15 protein-coding genes are annotated in these 21402 nt (G+C 59.6%); all 15 read right to left on the minus strand.

Annotated features, from left to right (window positions below; all coding sequences use genetic code 11):
- Positions 1–52: 52 nt before the first annotated feature.
- A complete protein-coding gene (locus QWJ34_RS10495) occupies positions 53–2116 on the minus strand; it encodes an alkaline phosphatase family protein (RefSeq protein ID WP_302727545.1) in 2064 nt (687 codons plus the stop codon).
- Positions 2117–2390: 274 nt separating this feature from the next.
- Entirely contained in the window at positions 2391–3770 is a 1380-nt protein-coding gene (gene murC / locus QWJ34_RS10500; protein WP_302727547.1) for a UDP-N-acetylmuramate--L-alanine ligase, read from the minus strand.
- Between the two features lie 8 nt (positions 3771–3778).
- Positions 3779–5152, minus strand: a complete 1374-nt coding sequence (locus QWJ34_RS10505) for a bifunctional folylpolyglutamate synthase/dihydrofolate synthase (protein ID WP_302727548.1) — start codon at positions 5150–5152, stop codon at positions 3779–3781.
- A gap of 12 nt (positions 5153–5164) precedes the next feature.
- On the minus strand, positions 5165–7837 hold the full coding sequence (locus QWJ34_RS10510) for a valine--tRNA ligase (protein ID WP_302727550.1): 2673 nt from the start codon (positions 7835–7837) through the stop codon (positions 5165–5167).
- A 648-nt stretch (positions 7838–8485) separates the two neighbouring features.
- Complete coding sequence (locus QWJ34_RS10515; protein ID WP_302727552.1) at positions 8486–9487, minus strand: RluA family pseudouridine synthase; 1002 nt, start codon at positions 9485–9487, stop codon at positions 8486–8488.
- Positions 9487–10788: a glutamate-1-semialdehyde 2,1-aminomutase gene (gene hemL / locus QWJ34_RS10520; protein WP_302727553.1), complete on the minus strand. Its 1302-nt coding sequence runs from the start codon at positions 10786–10788 to the stop codon at positions 9487–9489. Before hemL ends, QWJ34_RS10515 begins: the two co-directional genes overlap by 1 nt.
- Positions 10789–10799: 11 nt before the next feature.
- Positions 10800–11801 carry a porphobilinogen synthase gene (hemB, locus tag QWJ34_RS10525; RefSeq protein WP_302727555.1) on the minus strand — a complete coding sequence of 334 codons (1002 nt, stop codon included), beginning with the start codon at positions 11799–11801 and terminating at the stop codon, positions 10800–10802.
- Between the two features lie 103 nt (positions 11802–11904).
- Entirely contained in the window at positions 11905–13467 is a 1563-nt protein-coding gene (cobA, locus tag QWJ34_RS10530) for a uroporphyrinogen-III C-methyltransferase (protein ID WP_302727557.1), read from the minus strand.
- 4 nt (positions 13468–13471) lie between these two features.
- The gene (hemC, locus tag QWJ34_RS10535) at positions 13472–14404 is read right to left on the minus strand and encodes a hydroxymethylbilane synthase (RefSeq protein WP_302727558.1); all 933 of its coding nucleotides are present in this window, start codon (positions 14402–14404) and stop codon (positions 13472–13474) included.
- A gap of 5 nt (positions 14405–14409) precedes the next feature.
- Positions 14410–15057 carry a precorrin-2 dehydrogenase/sirohydrochlorin ferrochelatase family protein gene (locus tag QWJ34_RS10540; protein WP_302727559.1) on the minus strand — a complete coding sequence of 216 codons (648 nt, stop codon included), beginning with the start codon at positions 15055–15057 and terminating at the stop codon, positions 14410–14412.
- 9 nt (positions 15058–15066) lie between these two features.
- Positions 15067–15894, minus strand: coding sequence for a cytochrome c biogenesis protein CcsA (gene ccsA / locus QWJ34_RS10545; RefSeq protein WP_302727560.1), 828 nt, complete (start codon positions 15892–15894; stop codon positions 15067–15069).
- A gap of 13 nt (positions 15895–15907) precedes the next feature.
- Positions 15908–17263: a glutamyl-tRNA reductase gene (gene hemA / locus QWJ34_RS10550; protein ID WP_302727562.1), complete on the minus strand. Its 1356-nt coding sequence runs from the start codon at positions 17261–17263 to the stop codon at positions 15908–15910.
- 139 nt (positions 17264–17402) lie between these two features.
- Positions 17403–17990, minus strand: coding sequence for a non-ribosomal peptide synthetase module (locus QWJ34_RS10555; RefSeq protein WP_302727563.1), 588 nt, complete (start codon positions 17988–17990; stop codon positions 17403–17405).
- A gap of 163 nt (positions 17991–18153) precedes the next feature.
- Complete coding sequence (gene yihA / locus QWJ34_RS10560; RefSeq protein ID WP_302727565.1) at positions 18154–18849, minus strand: ribosome biogenesis GTP-binding protein YihA/YsxC; 696 nt, start codon at positions 18847–18849, stop codon at positions 18154–18156.
- A gap of 87 nt (positions 18850–18936) precedes the next feature.
- Complete coding sequence (gene lon / locus QWJ34_RS10565; protein WP_302727566.1) at positions 18937–21300, minus strand: endopeptidase La; 2364 nt, start codon at positions 21298–21300, stop codon at positions 18937–18939.
- Positions 21301–21402 lie beyond the last annotated feature (102 nt).

Here is a 21402-nt window from a genome sequence, read left to right on the forward strand (position 1 = left end):
ATCCAATCAGAATAATAGGATAAAGTCCCGGGAACGGAGGCGCAGCGATGTGTCAGACCGTTTCGGCCGCGGCTTCGCGCTTTTCTTTTTCAGCCGCTCCGTCTTGCTCCTGCTCGATGCCCTCAAAAATCTGGTACAATACGCCGCCTTCGGCTTGATACGGAACCGGAGCGCCGGACAGCGCGCACAGCGTCGGCACGATATCCACCACTTTTACTTTGCGGTCGATCGTTTGGTTCTGCTTGATTCCGGCGCCGAGCGCGATAAACAGGGCTTTCATGGAATAGCCCGACAGGCTGTGGTTGCTGAGGCCGTTGCCGTGGCAGCGGGTAAAGTCCGGTTCGAGAATATAGAAGATGTCCCCGCTGTTCTCGCCGCCGAGCCCCACCACTTCCATATCGTTGCGATTGAGCGCGAAGCTGATGACCCGCCGTCCCGTTTTGGGATCTCGATAGTTGTAGAGGTCGTCGATGATGCCGCGAACGACGGCGTCGTAATCGGCGGGATCGACAATGCCCTGCGGATCGCGGCCTTTTACGTTCAGATAGATAAAAGTGGCCCGCTGGGCGACGGCCGTCGTGCGGCTCCAATCGATCTCCTTGCCGCCGAGTCCGTCGTCTTTAACCGCCGTATATCCCAGTTCGCCGAGGATGCCGACATTGATGCCCCACATATCGCCGATCAGCGGATGATCCGTTTCTGGATTTTTGGCTACCCCGCCGTGGTCCGACACGATAAAGATGGAGGTCTTGCCGTCCAGCCGTTCCAACAGCGCGCCGATAAAGCGGTCGGTGATCTCGTAAATGCGGTACACGATTTCCTGATAACGTTCGTATTCCGGCGACGCCGCTTCCAGCGTATGATCCAGATAAAAGTGCATAAACATATCGATTCCGTGCATATGCGTGTAAAACAAATCCCATTCTTTGTTGTCCAGCAGATAGTTGATCGCATCCACATGCCAGCGGTACATCTCTTCGATCGATTCCAGCAGCACTTCGTCGGCGAGCGGCGTCAGGCGGCTGTAGTTGGACGGCTGGAGCATCGGTCCGACTTCGGTATACAGCTCTTCGCCGATGCCGCGGGGATGGAAAAACTTGCCGGTCTTGAGGTCGAGCGCGTAGGACACGTAAAAAGAAAAACTATCGCCGGCCGCGTCCAGCTCCAGTACGCGAATCTTGTAGGCGACCGGGATGTCCGCTCCGCCGATGCGGTACGTATCGTAGATCCAGCCGCTCCAGCAGCCGCTTTTCGCTTCGCCCAGCGACTGCTGCGACTGCCGGTCCGCGTAGACGCGGATTGTATCGTAAGCGGCTCCGGCTCCTTCCGACGAGGCAACGACCAGCCCCCATCGCCGTTCCGCTCCGCCGTTGACGGTGAATTCGAACGCCCGCGCGTTCGGCGGAACGGAAGCCCAGCCGTCGGCCGAACCGATCGGCGTCCGGATCCAATCCGCCGTCGGCACGTCGGCGGACAGCTCGCCGTCCTGCGTCGTGGTGACCAGTCCCGGCTGGGAATAACCGAAGCCGTCGTACGTTTCTTTGCTGATACCGGCTTTTTGCGTCGTTTCTTCGCCTTCGAACCGGCAGTTGGCGCCCGTGTTGTCCAGCGTATGCGGCACTTCGATCAGCTGCGCCTGGTCGACGCTGCCTTCCACGACTTTCTCGTAATCGACATAACCGCGCAGATTGGTATAAATACTGGTACCGTCGACATAAATCGAATCTTCCGCTTGAGGCGGCCAGGACGTCGGATAATTGAACACGATACTTTTTTTGCCCGCCCGGGCATAAGCCTGCCAGATCGTTTCCGCTTTGAGCAGCCCCGAGTCGAATCCGTAATCGAGTACGTCCAGTTCGTTGCCCAGCGTATGATTCCAGAAGCAGGTGATTCCGTGCGTGCTCGGATACGCGCCGGTTGCGATCGAAGCCCAGTTGGGCGGCGTAATGGCGGGAAGCACGCTTTGCATGCTGAGATCGGCCGCCGCCGAACCGAGCTCCAGCGCTTTTTTGAAGTTCGGCAGTTTGCCCTGTGCGATATACCGCGAGACCAGTGTCGGATCGGCTCCGTCGAGACCGAGCACCATGACTTTGGCGGCTTTGTTTGTCGATGACATTGACGATTCATCCTCTCTTCCATCACTTTAAATCTTAAATCCCCATCAATTAACTCGGTTTTGGTATTGTCGTCATTATAGCGGGCCGGGCGCGGCAGGAGAAATAGCCTTTCGTTATACGGGGTATAACGCGCGTCTATCCCGCCGGAATTCGCTCCGCAGCAGAAACGGCAAAAAGCCGCTTCCCGCGCCCGAAGGCGGAGAAACGGCTTGGATCATCGGTTCGATAAAGTTCGTCAAACGAAGCGGCGCTGTCGGGGATGCCGAAACGGTCTTAGACCGTTTTGCGTTTCCAGTCTTCGGCGAGCGTGTGCGACACTTTCCAGATATCGCCCGCGCCCATCGTAATCACGAGGTCGCCGTCTTGAATCCGGTCCGACAGGTCGCCGAGCACTTCTTCCTTCGTCGCCAGATACCGGGCGTTCGGGTTGCTGCGTTCTTTGATCAGATCGGTCAGGATCGACGAGTGCACGCCTTCGATCGGCTGCTCGCCGGCCGGCGAATAGATATCGACGATGATCGCCTCGTCGGCGTCGGTAAACGCGCGGCTGAACGCGTCCAGCAGGAAGAACGTGCGCGTGTAACGCTGCGGCTGGAACACGGCGACGATCCGTTTGCCCGTGGTCTTGGCGGCGCGCAGCGTCGCTTCGATCTCGGTCGGATGGTGCGCGTAGTCGTCGACGACCAGCACGCCGCCCTCGTCGGCCAGGACTTGAAAACGGCGCTTCGCGCCGTGGAACTTCGACAGTCCGATCGCGGCTTGCTCAAACGGGATGCCCGCTTTGAGGCAGGCGATCAGAGCGGCGGTCGCATTGTACACATTGTACGTGCCCGGCACGAACAGCTCTACGCGTCCCAGTGTCCGGCCTTCCGTACTCACGGTGAACGACGAACGGCGGTCGCCGAGCTCGACTTCCCCGATCACATAGTCCGCGTTTTCGCCCATGCCGTATGTAATCAGCCTGGCGTTCAGTTTCGGCATCAGTTCGCGCAGGTTCTCGTCGTCCGCGCAGACGATCGCATAACCGTCCTCGCGCGTTTGATTCAGGAACTGTACATACGCTTCCTTGATCTTCTCAAAGCTGCCGTCATAGTTCTCCAGATGATCGGCTTCGATATTGGTCACGATGCTGATGTACGGATGATACTGCAGGAACGTGCCGTCGCTTTCGTCGGCTTCCGCCACGACAAAGTCGCTTTTGCCCGCTTTGGCGTTGGTGCCGAAGCCGACGATCTCGCCCCCGATAATGTAAGTCGGATCGACGCCGCATTCTTCCATGGCGAGCGCGGTCATCGACGAAGTGGTCGTTTTGCCGTGCGCGCCCGCGACGGCGATGCCTTTGCGCTCGTTCAGCAGGCGGGCCAGCATCTGCGAGCGGTGCAGCGTCGGAATGCCGAGCCGCTGCGCTTCGACGCGCTCCACATTGTCTTCCGGCAGCGCTGTCGAATACACGACCGTATCGGCGCCGCGCACATATTCGGCTTTGTGGCCGTAGTGGATCTCGGCGCCTCCTTCAACCAGTTTCTTCGTCAACCCCTGCTCGGCCACGTCGGACCCCGTAATCTTGTATCCCATTTCCAGCAGCACGCGTGCGATCGCGCTCATGCCGTAACCGCCGATGCCGATGAAATGGATGTGTTCTGTCTTTTTCATATGTTGTTTCACCAACCTTTCTCAGAATCGGCCTGGTGCAGTAGCTGCGCACGCACGTCGGAAATCAGGTAAAGCGTACCGGACACGACCCCGAGGTCTTCCGATCCGATCGAAGAGCGGAATTCGGCCAGCGCCGTTTGCCAATCGGGCTGCACCGTAATGCGCAGATTCGGCTTGGCGTATTCCGCCCGCAGTCCCTCCGCGATTTCGGCCAGCGACGAAGCATTCATTTTTTTGCGAAAATCCGGTTCCGTGATGATCAGTTCGTCGACCAGCGGCAGAATGGATTTGAAATAGTCTTCGTGGCTTTTGGTGGACAGCATGCCCATCATCAGCACAAGGCGGTCGTACGTCCAGCCGCTTTGCAGACTTTGCGCCAGCGCCGCCGCCCCTTCCGGGTTGTGCGCGCCGTCCATCAGGATGCGCGGGCGCTCCGACACCAGTTCCATGCGCCCGGCCCAGAAGGCTTCTTCGAAACCGGCGGCCGTTTTCTCGTCTTCGAGCTGGAACGCCATATACTGCCGCAGCACTTCGAGCGCCATAAAAGCGCCGGCCGCGTTCTCCAGCTGATACTCTCCGCGCAGCGAGAGAGACAGGTCGAAATCGCGGAAAGGCCCCTTGAAATGCAGGCTTTGGCCGCTTTCGCCCGTGCTTGTTTTCTCGTAGGAAAATCGCTCGCCGGCCGCATAGCAGGTACTTTTGCGCAGCTCCGCCGTGTCTTTGATGACCCGAAGGACTTCCGGCTGGCTGACGCTGGTCACAACCGGAACGCCCGGCTTGATAATGCCCGCTTTCTCGGCCGCGATCTTCTCCAGCGTATCGCCCAGAATATCCATATGATCGTGTCCCACGTTCGTAATGATCGACAGCACGGGATTGACGATATTGGTCACGTCCATCCGGCCGCCGAGCCCCGTTTCCCAGATTACGACGTCCGGGTAGCATACTTCGGCGTAATACAGGATCGCAAGCGCGGTCGATACTTCGAACATGGTCGGCGATCCGAGTTCCGTTTGCGCGATCTTCTCCACGGCGGGACGCAGGCGGTTCGCCAGCTCCAGCAGCGTTTCGTCCGGAATATCGCGTCCGTTGTACTGGAAGCGGTTCGTGAACTTGGTGATATAAGGGGACGTAAACGTCCCGACGTCGTAACCGTTATGGATCAGCGCGCTGGTCAGAAAAGCACAGGTCGAGCCTTTGCCGTTCGTCCCCGCGACATGCACGAATTTGAGCCGGCGGTGCGGATGGCCGAAAGCTTCCATCAGCGCCTCGATCCGCTCCAGCCCCGGACGGATGCCGAACGGAATCAGCCCGTTGATCCAGTCCACCGCTTCGGCGTAAGAAGTCAGGGGTGCCGAAGCGCCCCGTTCGTTGTTATCCATCGCTGCCTCACCTTACCCTTTCAGCTCGGCGATGCGGGCCAGCACTTTGTCGCGCTTGTCGGAGTAGTCGGCCTGTTTGGCGCGCTCTTCCTCGATCACATGCGCCGGAGCCTTCGACGTGAAGCCCGGATTGGACAGCTTTTTGTCGACGCGCTCCACTTCCGAGTTCAGCGTCTTCACTTCTTTTTCGAGCCGGGCGATTTCCTGGTCGATATCGATCAGGCCCGCCAGCGGCAGATACAGCTCCGCTCCGGTAATCACCGAGATCATCGCTTTATCCGGCGCCTGCAGATCCAGTCCGCTGGAATACTCGGACGTGTTGCAGAAGCGGCGGATGTAGCCTTCGTTCGCACGCAGGATCTCGAACGTTTCCGGCGAAGTCGCTTTGATGTTCAGCTCGATCTTTTTGCTCATCGGCACGTTCACTTCGGCGCGGATATTGCGGACGGAACGGATCACTTCCATCAGCAGTTCCATTTCGCGCGCGGACGCCGCATTTTCCAGGCTGTCCTCGTAAGTCGGCCACTGGGCCAGCGTGATCGTTTCGCCGTCGTGCGGCAGATGCTGCCAGATCTCTTCGGAAATAAACGGCATAAACGGATGGATCAGGCGCAGGGTGCGGTCGAGCACATAAGCCAGCACGGACTGCGTTTTCGCTTTGGCCGCCGCGTCCTCGCCGTACAGCGACAGCTTGGCGAACTCGATATACCAGTCGCACAGATCGTCCCAGATAAAATTGTACAGCAGACGTCCCGTTTCCCCGAACTCGTACGAATCGATCAGGCGGGTAATATCGCGGGAAGTCTCGTTCAAGCGATGCAGAATCCAGCGGTCCGCCGTCGTCAGGTCGCCCGTAATATCGATCCGGTCGTACGTGAAACCTTCCAAGTTCATCAGCGCGAAGCGCGAAGCGTTCCAGATCTTGTTCGCGAAGTTGCGGATCTGTTCGACGCGTTCCCAGCGGAAGCGCAGATCCTGTCCCGGCGTGATGCCGGTGGACAGCATAAAGCGCATCGCGTCCGCGCCGTATTTCTCGATGACTTCGAGCGGGTCCACGCCGTTGCCGAGCGATTTGGACATTTTGCGTCCTTCGCTGTCGCGGACGAGGCCGTGGATCAGGGTATCTTTGAACGGCATTTTACCGGTGAATTCAAAGCCCTGGAAGATCATCCGCGATACCCAGAACGGAATGATGTCGTAGCCCGTTACGAGCACGTCCGTCGGATAATAGCGTTTGAAATCTTCGCTTTCTTCGTCCGGCCAGCCCATCGTCGAGAACGGCCACAGGGCCGAGCTGAACCAGGTATCGAGCACGTCGTTGTCCTGGACGAGATCGTCGCGGCCCAGTTTGGCTTTCGCTTCTTCTTCGTTTTTGGCTACGACCATTTCGCCCGTTTCTTCCGAATACCAGGCCGGGATGCGGTGTCCCCACCAGAGCTGACGGGAAATACACCAGTCGCGGACGTTTTCCATCCAGTGCAGATACGTGCGTTCGAAGCGTTCCGGCACGAATTTGACGCCTTCACCCGACTTCTGCGCGCTCACGACCGGCTCGGCCAGCGGCTGCATTTTGACGAACCACTGCGTGGACAGGTACGGCTCGACAACGGCGTCGGTGCGCTCGCTGTGGCCGACTTGATGCAGATGGTCTTCGATCTTGATCAGTACGCCCTGCTCTTTGAGGTCGGCGACGATTTTTTTGCGGCAGTCCGCGCGGTCCAGTCCTTCGTACGGACCGGCTTCGGCGTTCATGACGCCGCCTTCGTCCATCACCGTAATCTGCGGCAGATCGTGGCGCAGGCCGACCTCGAAGTCGTTCGGATCGTGCGCCGGCGTAATCTTGACCGCGCCGCTGCCGAATTCTTTCTCCACGTACTCGTCGGCGATGACCGGAATCTCGCGGCCGACTACCGGCAGCACAAGCGTTTTGCCGATCATGGCGGCGTAGCGCTCGTCTTCCGGGTGAACGGCGACGGCCGTATCGCCCAGCATCGTTTCCGGACGCGTGGTCGCGACCGTGATCGAACCGCTTCCGTCTTTGAGCGGATATTCCAGATGGTACAGATGGCCCTGCGTTTCTTTGTACTCGACTTCGATATCGGACAAAGCGGTGCGCGCGGCCGGGTCCCAGTTGATGATGCGTTTGCCGCGGTAGATCAGACCTTTGTCGTACAGCTTGACGAACACTTCCTTAACCGCGTCGGACAGCCCTTCATCGAGCGTGAAGCGTTCGCGCGAATAGTCGAGCGACAGGCCGATCTTCGCCCACTGCGCTTTGATATTGGCGGCGTAAGTCTCTTTCCATTCCCAGGTCTGCTCCAGGAACTTCTCGCGGCCCAGATCGTAGCGGCTGATGCCCTGCTCGCGCAGTTTCTGCTCCACTTTGGCCTGCGTGGCGATTCCGGCATGGTCGGAGCCCGGCAGCCACAGCGCGTCGTAACCCTGCATCCGCTTGGCGCGGATCAGAATATCCTGGATCGTAAAGTCCAACGCGTGACCGATATGCAGCACGCCCGTTACGTTCGGCGGCGGAATCACGATGCTGTAAGGCTTCGCTTCCGGCACGCGGCCCGCTTTGAAAAAGCCGTTCTCCATCCAGTATGTGTACCACTTCTGCTCCGCGGACTTCGGATCGTAAGTCGTCGGCAGCGACGTTTGATTCTCGTTACTTTGAATATCCGACATCGGACAGCCCCCCGTTATGTGGAATGAATTTGCTGGTTTGCACGGTTTTTTAAAAAAGGCAATAAAAAAAGCCTTTCGTCGCAAAGGACGAAAGGACTTGCTCTCGCGGTACCACCTTTGTTCCGCTGCTAGCTGTTTTCCGCAGGAAAATCAGCAACCTATTAGACACCCGTTTTCCGAAGAAAAATCGGGCTCTATCCGGGTCCTTTCGGTCAACCTTTTTCTTAACGAAAATCGGTTTCCTCTAAAGGACACTCCGCTCGCGGCACTCGTACGGATAACGGCCGTAAACCGGTCTTCCCTAGCTCTGCGCAAAGTCGAAGACTCCGCGTGAAAGGTTCAGGAAAACGACTCCCGGGCGACTTCGGCCAGCGCTCGTCCTGCGAAATCTTCCAGCCTGTGGATTCCGCTCTCTGAAGGGGCAGCTGCCTACTCTTCCCATTCCCCGTCTTTGAAAATGTCATGAATATTCACTATCATACCGTGCCGGGCTGCGGTAGTCAATGATTCCGTGACAAACGCGGGCGGGGCGGTACGTCAAGGGAAAGCGACGCGGGCGGCGAATAAAGCGTGCATGGTTTTAAGTACGGTTCATTCGTGGGCGAAAAAGCGGCTAAAGACATACTTCTGTAGGCTTGAAGACACGCCCTAAGTCAAGCGGTCGAGAAGCGCCCGCATATCGTCGGGCAAAGGATCGTCGACCTCGATCGTCCCGCCGGTAAACGGATGCGCGAAGCTCAGCTTCTCTCCGTGCAGCGCCTGGCGGTTCAGCGGATCGGCCGGGCCGCCGTAAAGCGTATCGCCGATCAGCGGATAGCCGGCGTGCGACATATGCACGCGGATCTGGTGCGTGCGGCCGGTCTCCAGCACAAGTCTGACCAGGCTTGCGCGGCCTCCGGCGAGAACTTCGAGCCGCTCGACGCGGGTGACCGCTTCCTGACCGCCGGGGGACACCCGGCGGCGGCTCTTGTGATGGCGGTCGCGCCCGATCGGCGCGTCGATCACGCGCAGGGCCGGCGGAACTTTGCCCGCCGCGACCGCGAGGTAAACGCGGCCGATGGCTTTCTCGCGCATCTGCGCGTCCAGCGCCAGCCGCGAGAACTCGCCTTTGGCGTACAGCACGGGGCCGGACGTGTATTCGTCCAGCCGGTGCACGTGATGCACGGCGCACTGCTCGCCGTGCAGCTGGTAATGCGCGGCGACGAGGTTCGCCAGCGTAGCGCGCTTCGCGCCGCCGCCATCGGGATGCACCGGCATCCCGGCGGGTTTGCGGACGACTAAGCAGAAGTCGTCCTCGTACAGGGCTTCGAGCCCGTCTTCGGTCCAGACGGGCTCGAAGCCGAAGGGCTCGTCCGGGCGCAGCCGCAGCTTCGCGCGGCCGCCCCGGACCTGCACTTCGCCCGCCGCGAGCAGGCGGCGGGCCAATCTTTCCGGCACGCCGAGCGCGGCGGCGGCCAGAGCTTCGGGCCCGGCGGCCGCAGGCGCCGGGCGGCTTGGCTCGTCCGCGGCTTCGTCCGCGCCCGTCTCTCCCGCCGGGTCCGCGACGCCGCGCCCGTTCGTCCGGTCGGCGGCTTCCGCTCCGCCCGAGCCGCCGACCGCCGGCAGCGCCGTCTCGATCCACTCGCCCCGCCGCGTCCAGGAACGCGCCATCAGAGCGATTGCAGCGCGCCGCGATGCGCTTCGATCGTGGCGTCGATATCTTCGTCGCTGTGCACGCCGGAGATGAACATGCCTTCGAACTGCGACGGCGCCACGCTGACGCCGCGGTCGATCATCGCCGCGAAGTAGCGGCGGAACAATTCCAGGTCGCTTGCTTTGGCGCTGTCGTAATCGACGACCGCGCCTTCCGCGAAGAACGGACACACCATCGAACCGACGCGGTTGATCGTAACCGGGATGCCGGCTTCCCGCGCGTTCCGCTCGAATCCCGCCTGCAGGCGCGCGCCTGCCTGCTCCAGCCGCTCGTACACGGCCGGCGTAAGCAGCTTCAGCGTCGTATAGCCCGCCGCCATCGCCAGCGGATTGCCGCTGAGCGTGCCCGCCTGGTAGATCGGGCCGCTCGGCGCGATCTGCTCCATGATCTCGCGCTTGCCGCCGTAAGCGCCGACCGGAAGGCCGCCGCCGATCACTTTGCCGAAGCAGGTCAGATCCGGCTTGATCCCGAATCGTCCCTGCGCGCAGCTCATGCTTACGCGGAAACCGGTCATCACTTCGTCGAAGATCAGCAGGCTGCCGTGGCGCTCGGTCACTTCGCGCAGCCCTTCGAGGAAGCCTTCGCGCGGAGGCACGACGCCCATATTGCCGGCGACCGGCTCGACGATAATGCAGGCGATCTGCTCGCCGAATTTGTCGAACGCCAGCTTGACCGATTCCAGGTCGTTGTAAGGCACCGTAATCGTATTGCTCGCCACGGATTCCGGCACGCCGGGGCTGTCCGGCAGGCCGAGCGTAGCGACGCCGGAACCCGCCTTGATCAGCAGGCTGTCGCTGTGACCGTGGTAGGAGCCTTCGAACTTCAAGATCTTATCGCGCTTTGTCGCGCCGCGCGCCAGCCGGATCGCGCTCAGCGTCGCTTCCGTACCGGAATTGACCATGCGCACGATATCGACCGACGGCACGCGCTCGACCACGAGCTTCGCCATTTCGGTTTCCAGCAGCGTCGGCGCGCCGAAGCTGGTGCCTTTGGCCGCCGTTTCCTGCAGCGCCCGAACCACGTCCGGATGCGCGTGGCCCATAATCAGCGGCCCCCAGGAACCGACGTAATCGATAAACGTATTGCCGTCGATATCGTAAACGCGCGAACCTTCGCCGCGCTCGATATAAACCGGTGTCAAACCGACGGATTTAAAAGCCCGGACCGGGCTGTTGACGCCGCCGGGAATATACTGCTTCGCTTCCGCAAAAGCGGCGCTCGACTTGGCGTCGATACGCTTGGATACGGATTCGCTCATGGGATCGTCTCCTATTCTTCGCGCAGCCAGCGGGCCGCGTCTTTGGAATGATACGTGATGATGATATCCGCGCCTGCGCGCTTCAGCCCCGTCAGCAGTTCCAGCACGATCGCTTTTTCGCTGATCCAGCCGTTGGCCGAAGCCGCTTTGACCATCGAATACTCACCGCTGACGTTGTAAGCCACGAGCGGCAGATCGAATTCGTTTTTGATTGTGCGGATAATATCCATATAAGCCAGCGCCGGCTTGACCATCAGCATGTCGGCGCCTTCGAGCACGTCGCTTTCCGCTTCGCGGATCGCTTCCAGCGCGTTGGCCGGGTCCATCTGGTACGTTTTGCGGTCGCCGAACTGCGGCGCCGATTCGGCGGCTTCGCGGAACGGCCCGTAGAACGCCGACGCGTATTTGACCGAGTATGCCATGATCGGAATCTGGTCGTAACCCGCCCGGTCGAGTCCTTCGCGGATTGCCTGGACGTAACCGTCCATCATATTCGACGGCGCGATAATATCCGCGCCCGCTTCGGCCTGGGCCACCGCCGTGCGCACGAGCAGCTCCAGCGATTCGTCGTTCAGCACGTCGCCGTGGATATGGCCGTCGCGTTCGAAGGTGTGCACCATGCCGCAGTGGCCGTGGTCCGTAAATTCGCACAGGCAGGTATCCGCGACCACAAGCAGATCCGGATGCCATTCTTTGATTTTGCGCGTCGCCTGCTGGATAATTCCGTCGTTCGCGTACGCTTCCGTACCCAGGCTGTCTTTGGTTTCCGGGATGCCGAACAGGATTACCGCTTTGATGCCCAGTTCGGCGATCTCGTCCACTTCGCCGCGCAGCGTATCGAGCGAGAATTGATACACGCCCGGCATGGAGCCGATTTCGTTCTTGACTCCTTCTCCGTACGTGACGAAGATCGGCATGATAAAATCGTCCGCGCTGATCGCGGTTTCGCGCACCATGCTGCGCAGCGCCGCCGTGCGGCGCAGGCGACGGTGTCTGACTGTAGGAAATGCCATGTGAAAAGACTCCTTTTTATATAAAGTTCGCGATAGTCTTCCAGCGCTGCCGTGCTTGAGCATTCTTGCGCTTAAATTCACCCGCTTTTAAAATGACTTGTCGTTAAGAATTGGGGTTATCCCGGTCCGATGCCGCTTTCCAGTCGCACAGGCAGCGGATCAAGCCTTCGATCGTTGCTTCTTCCGCCAGCAGATCGACGTTCAAACCGGCTTCTTCGGCCGTCTTCGCCGTCTGCGGGCCGATGCAAGCGATCGACGCCCGGTTCAGCAGCTCTGCGGCGTTTTTTTCGCCCATGCGTTCCAGCACCGCGAGCAGATTGCGGACCGTCGACGAGCTGGTGAACGTCACGGCGTGAATCTTGTCGTCATGCAGCAGGTCGAGCAGTTCTTCGTCGTCTTCGCCGGTCAGGACCGTCTCGTACGTATCGAGCTCGGCGACCTCCAGGCCGCGCTCGCGCAGCGCTTCCGGCAGCCAGGAACGCGCCAGGTCGCCGCGCGGCAGCAGCGCGCGCTGCCCCGGCAGCAGATGCTGCCCGTAGGCGGCGATCATCCCTTCGGCGTCGAAGTTCTCCGGCGGCGCTTCGCTGCGGATGCCGCGGAGTTTGAGCGCTTCGATCGTCGCCGGGCCGACGGCCGCGATACGCGCCCGGTGCAGACTGCGAATATCCAGTCCTTCGCGTTCCAGATGACGGAAGAAATAATCGACGCCGTTGACGCTGGTGAAGAACACCCAGTCGTAGCTTTCGATCTTTGCGAACGCCTGCCGGATCGGTTCAAGCTGTTCGTCCTTTTCGGTGATTACTGTCTCGATCACCGGGAACTCGTACGGCTCGCCGCCCAGTTCCTCGATCCGGTCGACCAGTTCGCTGGCCTGGCTGCGCGAGCGCGTCACCAGGATGCGGCGCCCGAACAGCGGCATCTGTTCCGCCCAGTGCAGTCTCTCTCGCTGGCCGACCACGTCGCCGACCACGATCACCGCCGGCGGTTTGAAATCTCTCGCCGCCACGGTTTCCGCGATATCCGCCAGCGTGCCGGTCAGGGTCTCCTGCTCGGCGCGCGTGCCCCAGCGGATCAGGGCGACCGGCGTGGATGCCGGACGTCCGTGCTTGAGCAGCTGCGCGGTGATATGCCCGATCTGGGCGACGCCCATCATAAAGACCAGCGTGCCCGTCGCGTTCGTTACTTTGTCCCACTTGATCATCTTGTCCAGCTTCTCGGGATTCTCGTGTCCGGTAATCACCGAGAACGAAGACGCCAGATTGCGGTGCGTCACCGGAATCCCCGCATAAGCCGGAACGGCGATGGACGACGTAATGCCGGGCACGATCTCGTATTCGATCCCGTTCCGGCGCAGTTCTTCCGCTTCTTCGCCGACCCGGCCGAATACGGTCGGATCGCCGCCTTTGAGCCGGACGACGATATGCCCTTCCAGCGCCAGCTCGACCAGCAGCTTGTTGATATCTTCCTGCTTCATCGTATGGCGCTCGGTGCGCTTGCCGACGTAAATCTTGCGCGCGCCCGGCTTCATCTGCCGCAGCAGCCGCGGGCTCGCCAGCCGGTCGTACACGACGACGTCGGCTTTCTTGATGCATTCCAGTCCTTTAATTGTAATCAGTTTCGCGTCGCCGGGACCGGCTCCGACCAGATACACTTTTCCTTTTGTCATACGCTCAGCTCCTTGCCTGTTCCAGAATGCGGTCCGCGCCCTTGTCCGAAAGCATAGCCGCCACCCGGCGTCCAAGCTCTTCCGGATCGCCGCCGGACGCCGATTCTTTCAGCAGCACGCTGCCGTCCGGCATGCCGACAAGCCCGGTCAGCGTGAGCGTTTCCCGGTCTTCGCCCAGTACGGCATAAGCGCCGATCGGCACCTGGCAGCCGCCGTTGAGCGAGCCCAGCAGCGATCGCTCCGCCGCGACGGTGCGCGCCGTGTCCGCGTCTTGATAGCGGCCGAGCAGCTCCAGCAGTTCGGCGTCGCTTGCCCGGCATTCGATGCCGAGCGCGCCCTGTCCGACGGCCGGCAGACACACCTCGACCGGAATATACGAAGTAATCCGGTCTTCCCAGCCCATCCGCTTCAGTCCGGCCGCGGCCAGCAGAATCGCGTCGAAACCTTCCGTTTCCAGCTTGCGAATGCGCGAATCGATATTGCCGCGAATCCATTCCACGTTCAGGTCCGGCCGGTACGCCAGCAGCTGGCTGGAACGGCGCAGGCTGCTCGTGCCGACTTTGGCTCCCTGCGGAAGATTGTCCAGATCGGCCCCTTCGCGGGAAATCAGGCAGTCGCGCGCGTCCTGGCGCAGCGGCACCGCGCCGTTGACCAGACCTTCCGGAAGCACCGACGGCATATCTTTCATGCTGTGCACGGCCATATCGATCTCGCCGCTCAGCAGCGCCTGTTCGATTTCTTTGACGAACAATCCTTTGCCGCCCACTTTGGACAGGGTGACATCGAGAATCCGGTCGCCTTTGGTCACGATTTTCTTCACTTCGAAACAAAGAGGCAGATTCATTTCTTCCGCCAGTTTCTCCAGCGCTTCGATCACCTGGTTCGTCTGCGTCAAAGCCAGTGCGCTCTGCCGCGATCCTACTACGATTGTACGCATTCTCTCTATTCCTCCCGCTCTCTTTCGATCCATGCCGCCGCTTCCGCATCGCTCCACGGCACGAATTTATCTTGTTTGATCTGGTCCAGTATATCGGTTTCCGCCAGCTTGCGCAGCAAACGATGCCGCACTTCCGGTTCGTTTACCGCTTCCCTGACTTTGCGGCGCATAACATAAAGAAACTCGGCGTACGTTTCGTATTCATCGCCGAAACGTTCGTCGAGTTCCCGAATCAGCGCCGACGCCGCGGCCGGACCGGCTCCCGATGTCGAGACCGACACGACGAGCCTGCCCCGGCGCAGCACGCCCGGATGGATGAAGCTGCCTTCTTCCGCCCGGCTCGAAGAGTTGACCCATATGCCGGACGCGCGCGCCGCGGCGGCGATCCGGGCGTTCAATGCCTCGTCGCCGCTCGATGCGTATACCAGTTTATAACCGTTTACGTCTTCTTCGAACGCTTCTCGCCCGATCCAGCGCAGCATGCCCCGGCTTTCCAGGCGGTGCACCGCTTCACCGGCTTCGGGACTGATGACGGTGATATCCGCTCCGGCATCCGCCAACTGCTGCGCTTTGCGCCCGGCTATGTTGCCGCCCCCGACAACCAGGCAGCGCATTCCGCCCATATCCAGCATAATCGGCATGTAATAGGTCATATCGCCGCTTCAGCCTCCGTTCCACTTGTGATATTCGGAAAAGGCGTTGGTCAGCAGATTCAAAATGACGAGCGCATAGCCGACAAGCGTCCATTTGGCAATCGAAAAGCCCGAATACTTTCGCGTCCGCTTCAAAATAAAATACAAAGCGTACACGGCGAGCGCCGCGAACGTCGTAATTCCTTTGACGTCCAGCAGCATTTCCCAGCGCTTCTGCGCCACGATCAGCAGGAACGCGACCAGCAGCGAGACGATCAGCAGCGGCGTGCCGGTCAGTACGGCCACATGCGCGTAACGTTCCGTTTGCTCCAGACTGGGCAGGCGCCGGACGGTATCGTTCCATCTTTTCTTTTTGAGCATCGCATACAGCACCAGGTACAACACGCCGAAAACGGCGGCGATCGTGAGCGCGACCAGACTGAGGTTCGCCAGCACGATATGCAGGATCAGCAGCAGCCGCTGCGTGTATCCGATATGTTCCGCATGCTCGCCGACCGGGAACCAGAACTCGTTCAGCACGCTGGCCGTAAATCCGATAATGCCGAGCAGCAGCGCGACGAATTCGGTCCGTTTGCTCAGCGCGACGCCCAGGCCCGTTACGGTCAGTACGAACACGAACAGAAACAGGAAATCGTATACCGAGAACAGCGGCACGCGCCCTTCCAACGCAATGCGCACCACGATTACGCAGAACTGAAGCAGCGCCGTGACGCCAAGAAGCCCTGTTCCGATCCGCCGGGATCTCGCGCTGCGGCTTACGCAATCGGAGAAATAGAACAGAAGGCTCAGGGCATAAATATAAATCATCAGCTCGATCAAACTCGCAAGCAGCAGCATGCCGTTCACCCGCCTATAGAACCGCCGGACGCAGGGTAAAAGCAGGACTGTCCGCGGTCGATTTTACAGCTTCTTTGGTTTCGGCCGCAGCGGCCTGCTCCAATCTCGATTCGAGCGCAAAAATCTGGGTGAACATCTCGACGGCTTCGGCGCCGTTTTTCTCCGCCGCCATTTCTTTGACCCGGTCGATCGGATCGTGCATCATCTGGTTGGCGACGCTTTTCATCAGCCGGCTGATGACTTTTCGCTGGCGCTCGTCCAGTTCCGGCAGCTTGTTGAACAAGCTCTCGATTGTTTCCTGGTGAATATCCGACGCTTTTTCTTGCAGAGCCCGGATAACGGGACGCACCCCCAGCGTTTTGAGCCAGCCGTAGAAGTTGTCCGATTCCTGGGCGATCATCCGCTCGATCTTGACCGCTTCGGCCCGGCGGAGTTCCATATTGCTCTCCACAATGCCTTCCAGATCGTCGATATCGTACAGGAACACGCCCGGCAGCTCGGCGATCGTCGGATCGATGTCGCGCGGCACGGCAATATCGATCATGAATAGCGGACGCGAACGGCGCGCCGACGCCAGCAGCTTGACCTGCTCGCGCGTCAGTACGTATTCGGTCGCTCCGGTGGAGCTGATCACGATATCCACTTCGCCGAGCATGCCGACGCCTTCTTCCAGCGTACAGAATACGCCGTTGAATTTGCCCGCCAGCTCGCGCGCTTTCTCCACGGTGCGGTTGGCGACGATCACCTGGGCCGCTCCGCTGGCGTAGAGATGCTTTACCGTCAATTCGCTCATCTTGCCCGCGCCGAGGATCAGTACTTTTTTGTCCGTAAACATGCCGAAGATGCGCTTGCCCAGTTCGATCGCCGCATAGCTGACCGATACCGCGTTCTCGCCGATCGACGTTTCCGAATGGGCGCGCTTGCCCAGCGTGACGGCCTGCTTGAACAGCATATTGAACCAGGTGCCGGTCGCTTTTTCTTTCTGCGCGGTCAGAAACGCCTGCTTCACCTGGCCGAGAATTTGCGTTTCGCCGAGCACCATCGAATCCAGTCCGCAAACGACTTTCATCAGATGCTCGACGGCGCGTTCGTCTTCGTAAATATAGAGATGCTGCGTAAACTCGGTTTTCGGGATACCGAACCACTGCTCCATAAAGTTGCGGATATAAAAAGCGCACATATGCAGCCGGTCCACCACGACGTAAAGCTCGGTCCGGTTGCAGGTGCCCACGATAACGCCCTCGAGCACGCTCTTCGTGTCCTGAAGCCGCTGCAGCGCTTCCGGGAGCTCTTCTTCCGCTATGGTAAACCGTTCTCTGATGTCGACTGGAGCCGTCCGGTAATTCAACCCGACTACCATGATGTGCATAACAAGTTCACCGCCTGATCTGGGATTTCTACTGGGATTCGATCACTACAAACTATATAAATTATATCACACCCCACCCCGCGATTTTGTGAAATTAAATGAAATGTTTATGAATGTTCAATTTATTTTTACTTATTGTTTACGCTTCCAATCTAAATAACTTTTCGGCTTCGGTCCGCAGCAGCGCATCGAGCCTGCGCACTTCTTCGGCTTCTCCGGCGCCGCGGCGGCGGTCGAGCAGCAGATCGACCCGGCGCCGCACGCGTTCGATTTCCGTTTCCACATCGGTCGATTTGAATCGATATTCCAGTTCGGGCAGCCGATCCCTATGCTCGAATACAAGGCGGCTCGCGCCCTGCGTCAGTTCGATAATCCGGCGTACGGAACCTTCGGTATAGAAGTCGAGCATGACGAATCCCGGATAGATGCGTCTGACCATCCCGTTGCCTTTGAACGAAACGAACAGCTTCCGCACGAGATGGGTCAGGCGCGGACTGCTGATCCGGCAGGAGATTTCGCAGATATACAGGGTTCTTCGGTGTTCGAGCGACAGCATGACCAAATCTCCGTCCTCGTCTTCCAGCAGGATTTCCCGGTTTCCGCTATCGAGCATCCGAACGCTATGCCGGATATGCGTATCCCGGACTTGCAGCATAAACGTCGACATCTGGCTTTCCGGCAGCATTAAACGGGCCTTGACGAATTCCGTGGCTAATCGCTGCGCCATGACGGATCTCCTCGATTCCTAAAAGTGGATACACCTTTATTATACCCAAATTATGCAAAAAGGCCGCTTCGTTTCCGAAGCCGCCTCTGCCGTATATCGGCGTAAATTCCGCCGTCAAAACGGTTTGTGTATGCGATTTGTTTGTCCGTGCTCGGCACTGCGCTTATTCCGCCGGTTCGTCCGCTTTCTCGCCGCTTTCTTGCGTCGGCGTCGTTTCGGAATCGGACGGCTGCGTTTGCGCTTCTTCGGCCGTTCGCTCGTCTTCTTCGCTTTCTACGGCCAGATAACTTTCGACGATGGCCCACAATTCTTCTTTGCCCATATCTTCTTCGGACGAAGACATCACAAAAGGCTGCCCGGGGCGCATGCCCAACTCCTGGCGGATGATCTTGGCATGCTTCTGCCGGCGGGTCTTCGGCACTTTATCCGCTTTGGTCGCCACGACGCAGATCGGACGATCGTAGTGGCTCAGCCATTCGTACATCGCGATATCGTCTTTGGTCGGCGGATGCCGCAGGTCGATCACCTGGATGACCAGCTTGAGCGTTTCGCGTTCGAGCAGATAACGTTCGATCATCTGTCCCCACGCTTCGCGCTGCTGCTTGGATACTTTGGCGAATCCGTAACCCGGAAAATCGACAAAGTACATTTTTTCATTGATCAGGTAATAGTTCATATGCTGCGTCTTACCCGGCACGGAACTTGTGCGGGCCAGATTCTTGCGGCGCAGCAGACGGTTGATCAGCGAGGACTTGCCCACGTTGGAGCGTCCGGCGAGCGCAAACTCCGGCAGGCCGTCCTCCGGGTACTGCGCCGGTCCCACCGCGCTGATTTTGAATTCGGAACTGGTTACATTCATTTGAAAAATATCCTCTCCGGAATCGCGCGGGCCGCTTCGCCGCATCGGCGGCGGCCCGCGATTTCTCCGTTACTTAATATTTCCGTTTCAATGCGCTTCGGCCGCGGCGGCCGGAGGCGCGGAAGGAAGAGACTGCAGCGCGTGCCGGAGCACTTCGTCCATATGCGACACCGGTACGAAGTTCACCGCTTCTTTGACGCTTTCCGGAATATCGCGCAGATCGCGCTCGTTCTCCTTCGGCAGCAGTACTTTCTTGTAGCCGGCGCGGTGCGCGGCGAGCGACTTCTCTTTGAGCCCGCCGATCGGCAGCACCCGGCCGCGCAGCGTCACTTCGCCGGTCATCGCCACTTCCTTGGACACGGCGCGCCCGGTCAGCGCCGAGATCAGCGCCGTCGCCAGCGTAATCCCCGCGGACGGACCGTCTTTCGGCACCGCGCCTTCGGGAATATGAATATGCACGTCGTTCTTCTCGTAGAAAGAACCGTCGATGCCGAGCTGCTCCGCGCGCGAACGCGTATAACTGAACGCCGCCTGGGCCGATTCTTTCATGACGTCGCCCAGCTTGCCGGTCAGCGTCAGCTTGCCGCTGCCCGGCAGCACGCTGACTTCGATCGTCAGCGTCTCGCCGCCGACTTCGGTCCAGGCGAGCCCGGTCGCGCTGCCGACCTGGTCTTCCGCTTCGGCCAGGCCGTAGCGGAATCTCGGGCTGCCCAGATACTCCTTGATGGTATCCGGCGTAATCGCGATTGCTTCGCGCTCGCCGGATACGAGCTGCTTGGCCGCTTTGCGGCAGATGGACGCCACCTGCTGTTCCAGGTTGCGCACGCCCGCTTCGCGGGTATACTCGCGGATCATGCGCAGCAGTCCTTCTTCCGGAAGCTCAAGCTGCTCTTCGGACAGACCGTGCTCGCGCTTCTGCTTCGGCAGCAGATAGCGCTTGGCGATCTCCAGCTTCTCAAGCTCCGTGTAGCCCGGAATATTGAGCACTTCCATCCGGTCGAGCAGGGGACGCGGGATGCCCTGCAGCATATTGGCCGTCGTCACGAACATGACTTTGGACAGATCGTACGGCAGCTCGACAAAGTGATCGCTGAACGTATTGTTCTGCTCCGGGTCGAGCACTTCGAGCAGCGCCGACGACGGGTCGCCGCGGAAATCCGACGCCATCTTGTCGATCTCGTCGAGCAGGAATACCGGATTGGAACTGCCCGCCGTGCGCATGCCCTGCAGAATCCGGCCCGGCATGGCGCCGACATACGTCCGGCGGTGGCCGCGGATCTCCGCTTCGTCGCGTACGCCGCCGAGCGACACGCGCACGAATTCGCGGCCGAGCGATCTGGCGATGGAACGCGCCAGCGACGTTTTGCCGACGCCCGGAGGCCCGACGAGGCACAATATCGGTCCTTTGAGCTTCTTGACCAGCTGCTGTACGGCCAGGTATTCCAGCACGCGCTCTTTGGGCTTCTCCAGCCCGTAGTGGTCCTCGTTCAGAATCTCTTCGGCGCGCGCGATATCGAGCACGTCTTCGGTCAATTTGTTCCACGGCAGGGACAGCAGCCAGTCGACGTAACCGCGGATAATGCCGCCTTCCGCCGCGCTTGTCGGCATGCGCTCCAGCCGGTCGATTTCTTTGGAGATGCGCTCATAGACTTTCTCCGGAAATTCTCCGTTTTCCAGCTGTTCGCGCAGTTCTTCCACTTCGCCGGCTCGGCCTTCTTTTTCGCCGAGCTCTTTTTGAATCGCCTTCATTTGTTCGCGCAGGTAATACTCCTTCTGCGTTTTCTCCATCTGCTTTTTCACCCGCTGGCCGATCTTGCGTTCAAGCTCCAGCACTTCGCGTTCGGTGTTGAGCAGATCGAGCAGCTTCTCCAGGCGCGGACGGAATTCCACCGTTTCCAGGATCGACTGTTTGTCTTTGATCTTGAGCGGCAGATGGCTCGTGATCACGTCGGCCAGCCGGCCGGGCTCGTCGATATCCGAGACCGCCGCGAGCGTCTCCGGCGTTACCTTTTTCGACAGATTGATATAATGCTCGAACTGGGTAAGCACCGTGCGCATCAGCGCGTCGACTTCCGGGTCTTCCGTATCCGGCTCCGGCAGTTCGCGGGCGGACACCTCGTAGAATTCCGTATTTTCTTCGACGTATTCCAGCACTTCCGCGCGCTCCAGTCCTTCGACCAGCACACGGATCGTACCGTTCGGCAGCTTGAGCATCTGTCTGACTTTCGCAACCGTTCCGATACGGAATATATCATCCTGCGCCGGTTCCTCGATATTCACCTCGGACTGCGAGCAGAGAAGAATCAAATGATCGTCGACCATCGCCTTTTCCAGCGCCTTGACCGAACGTTCCCGTCCCACATCCAGATGAAGCACCATACTCGGATAGACGAGAAGTCCCCGCAAAGGCAGCAACGGAAAACGGCGGTTTTTCTGTTTATTCAATCCCATCGTTTTCAACTCCCAAAAAAGGCATATCGCGCATGTGCATGCAGGCGGCGCTTACGCGTGTGTTAAGTGTAGCATACCGCCGCTTCGCGCCGCAAAAAATAC

This window comes from Saccharibacillus sp. CPCC 101409, assembly GCF_030518235.1.
GTDB lineage: Bacteria > Bacillota > Bacilli > Paenibacillales > Paenibacillaceae > Saccharibacillus.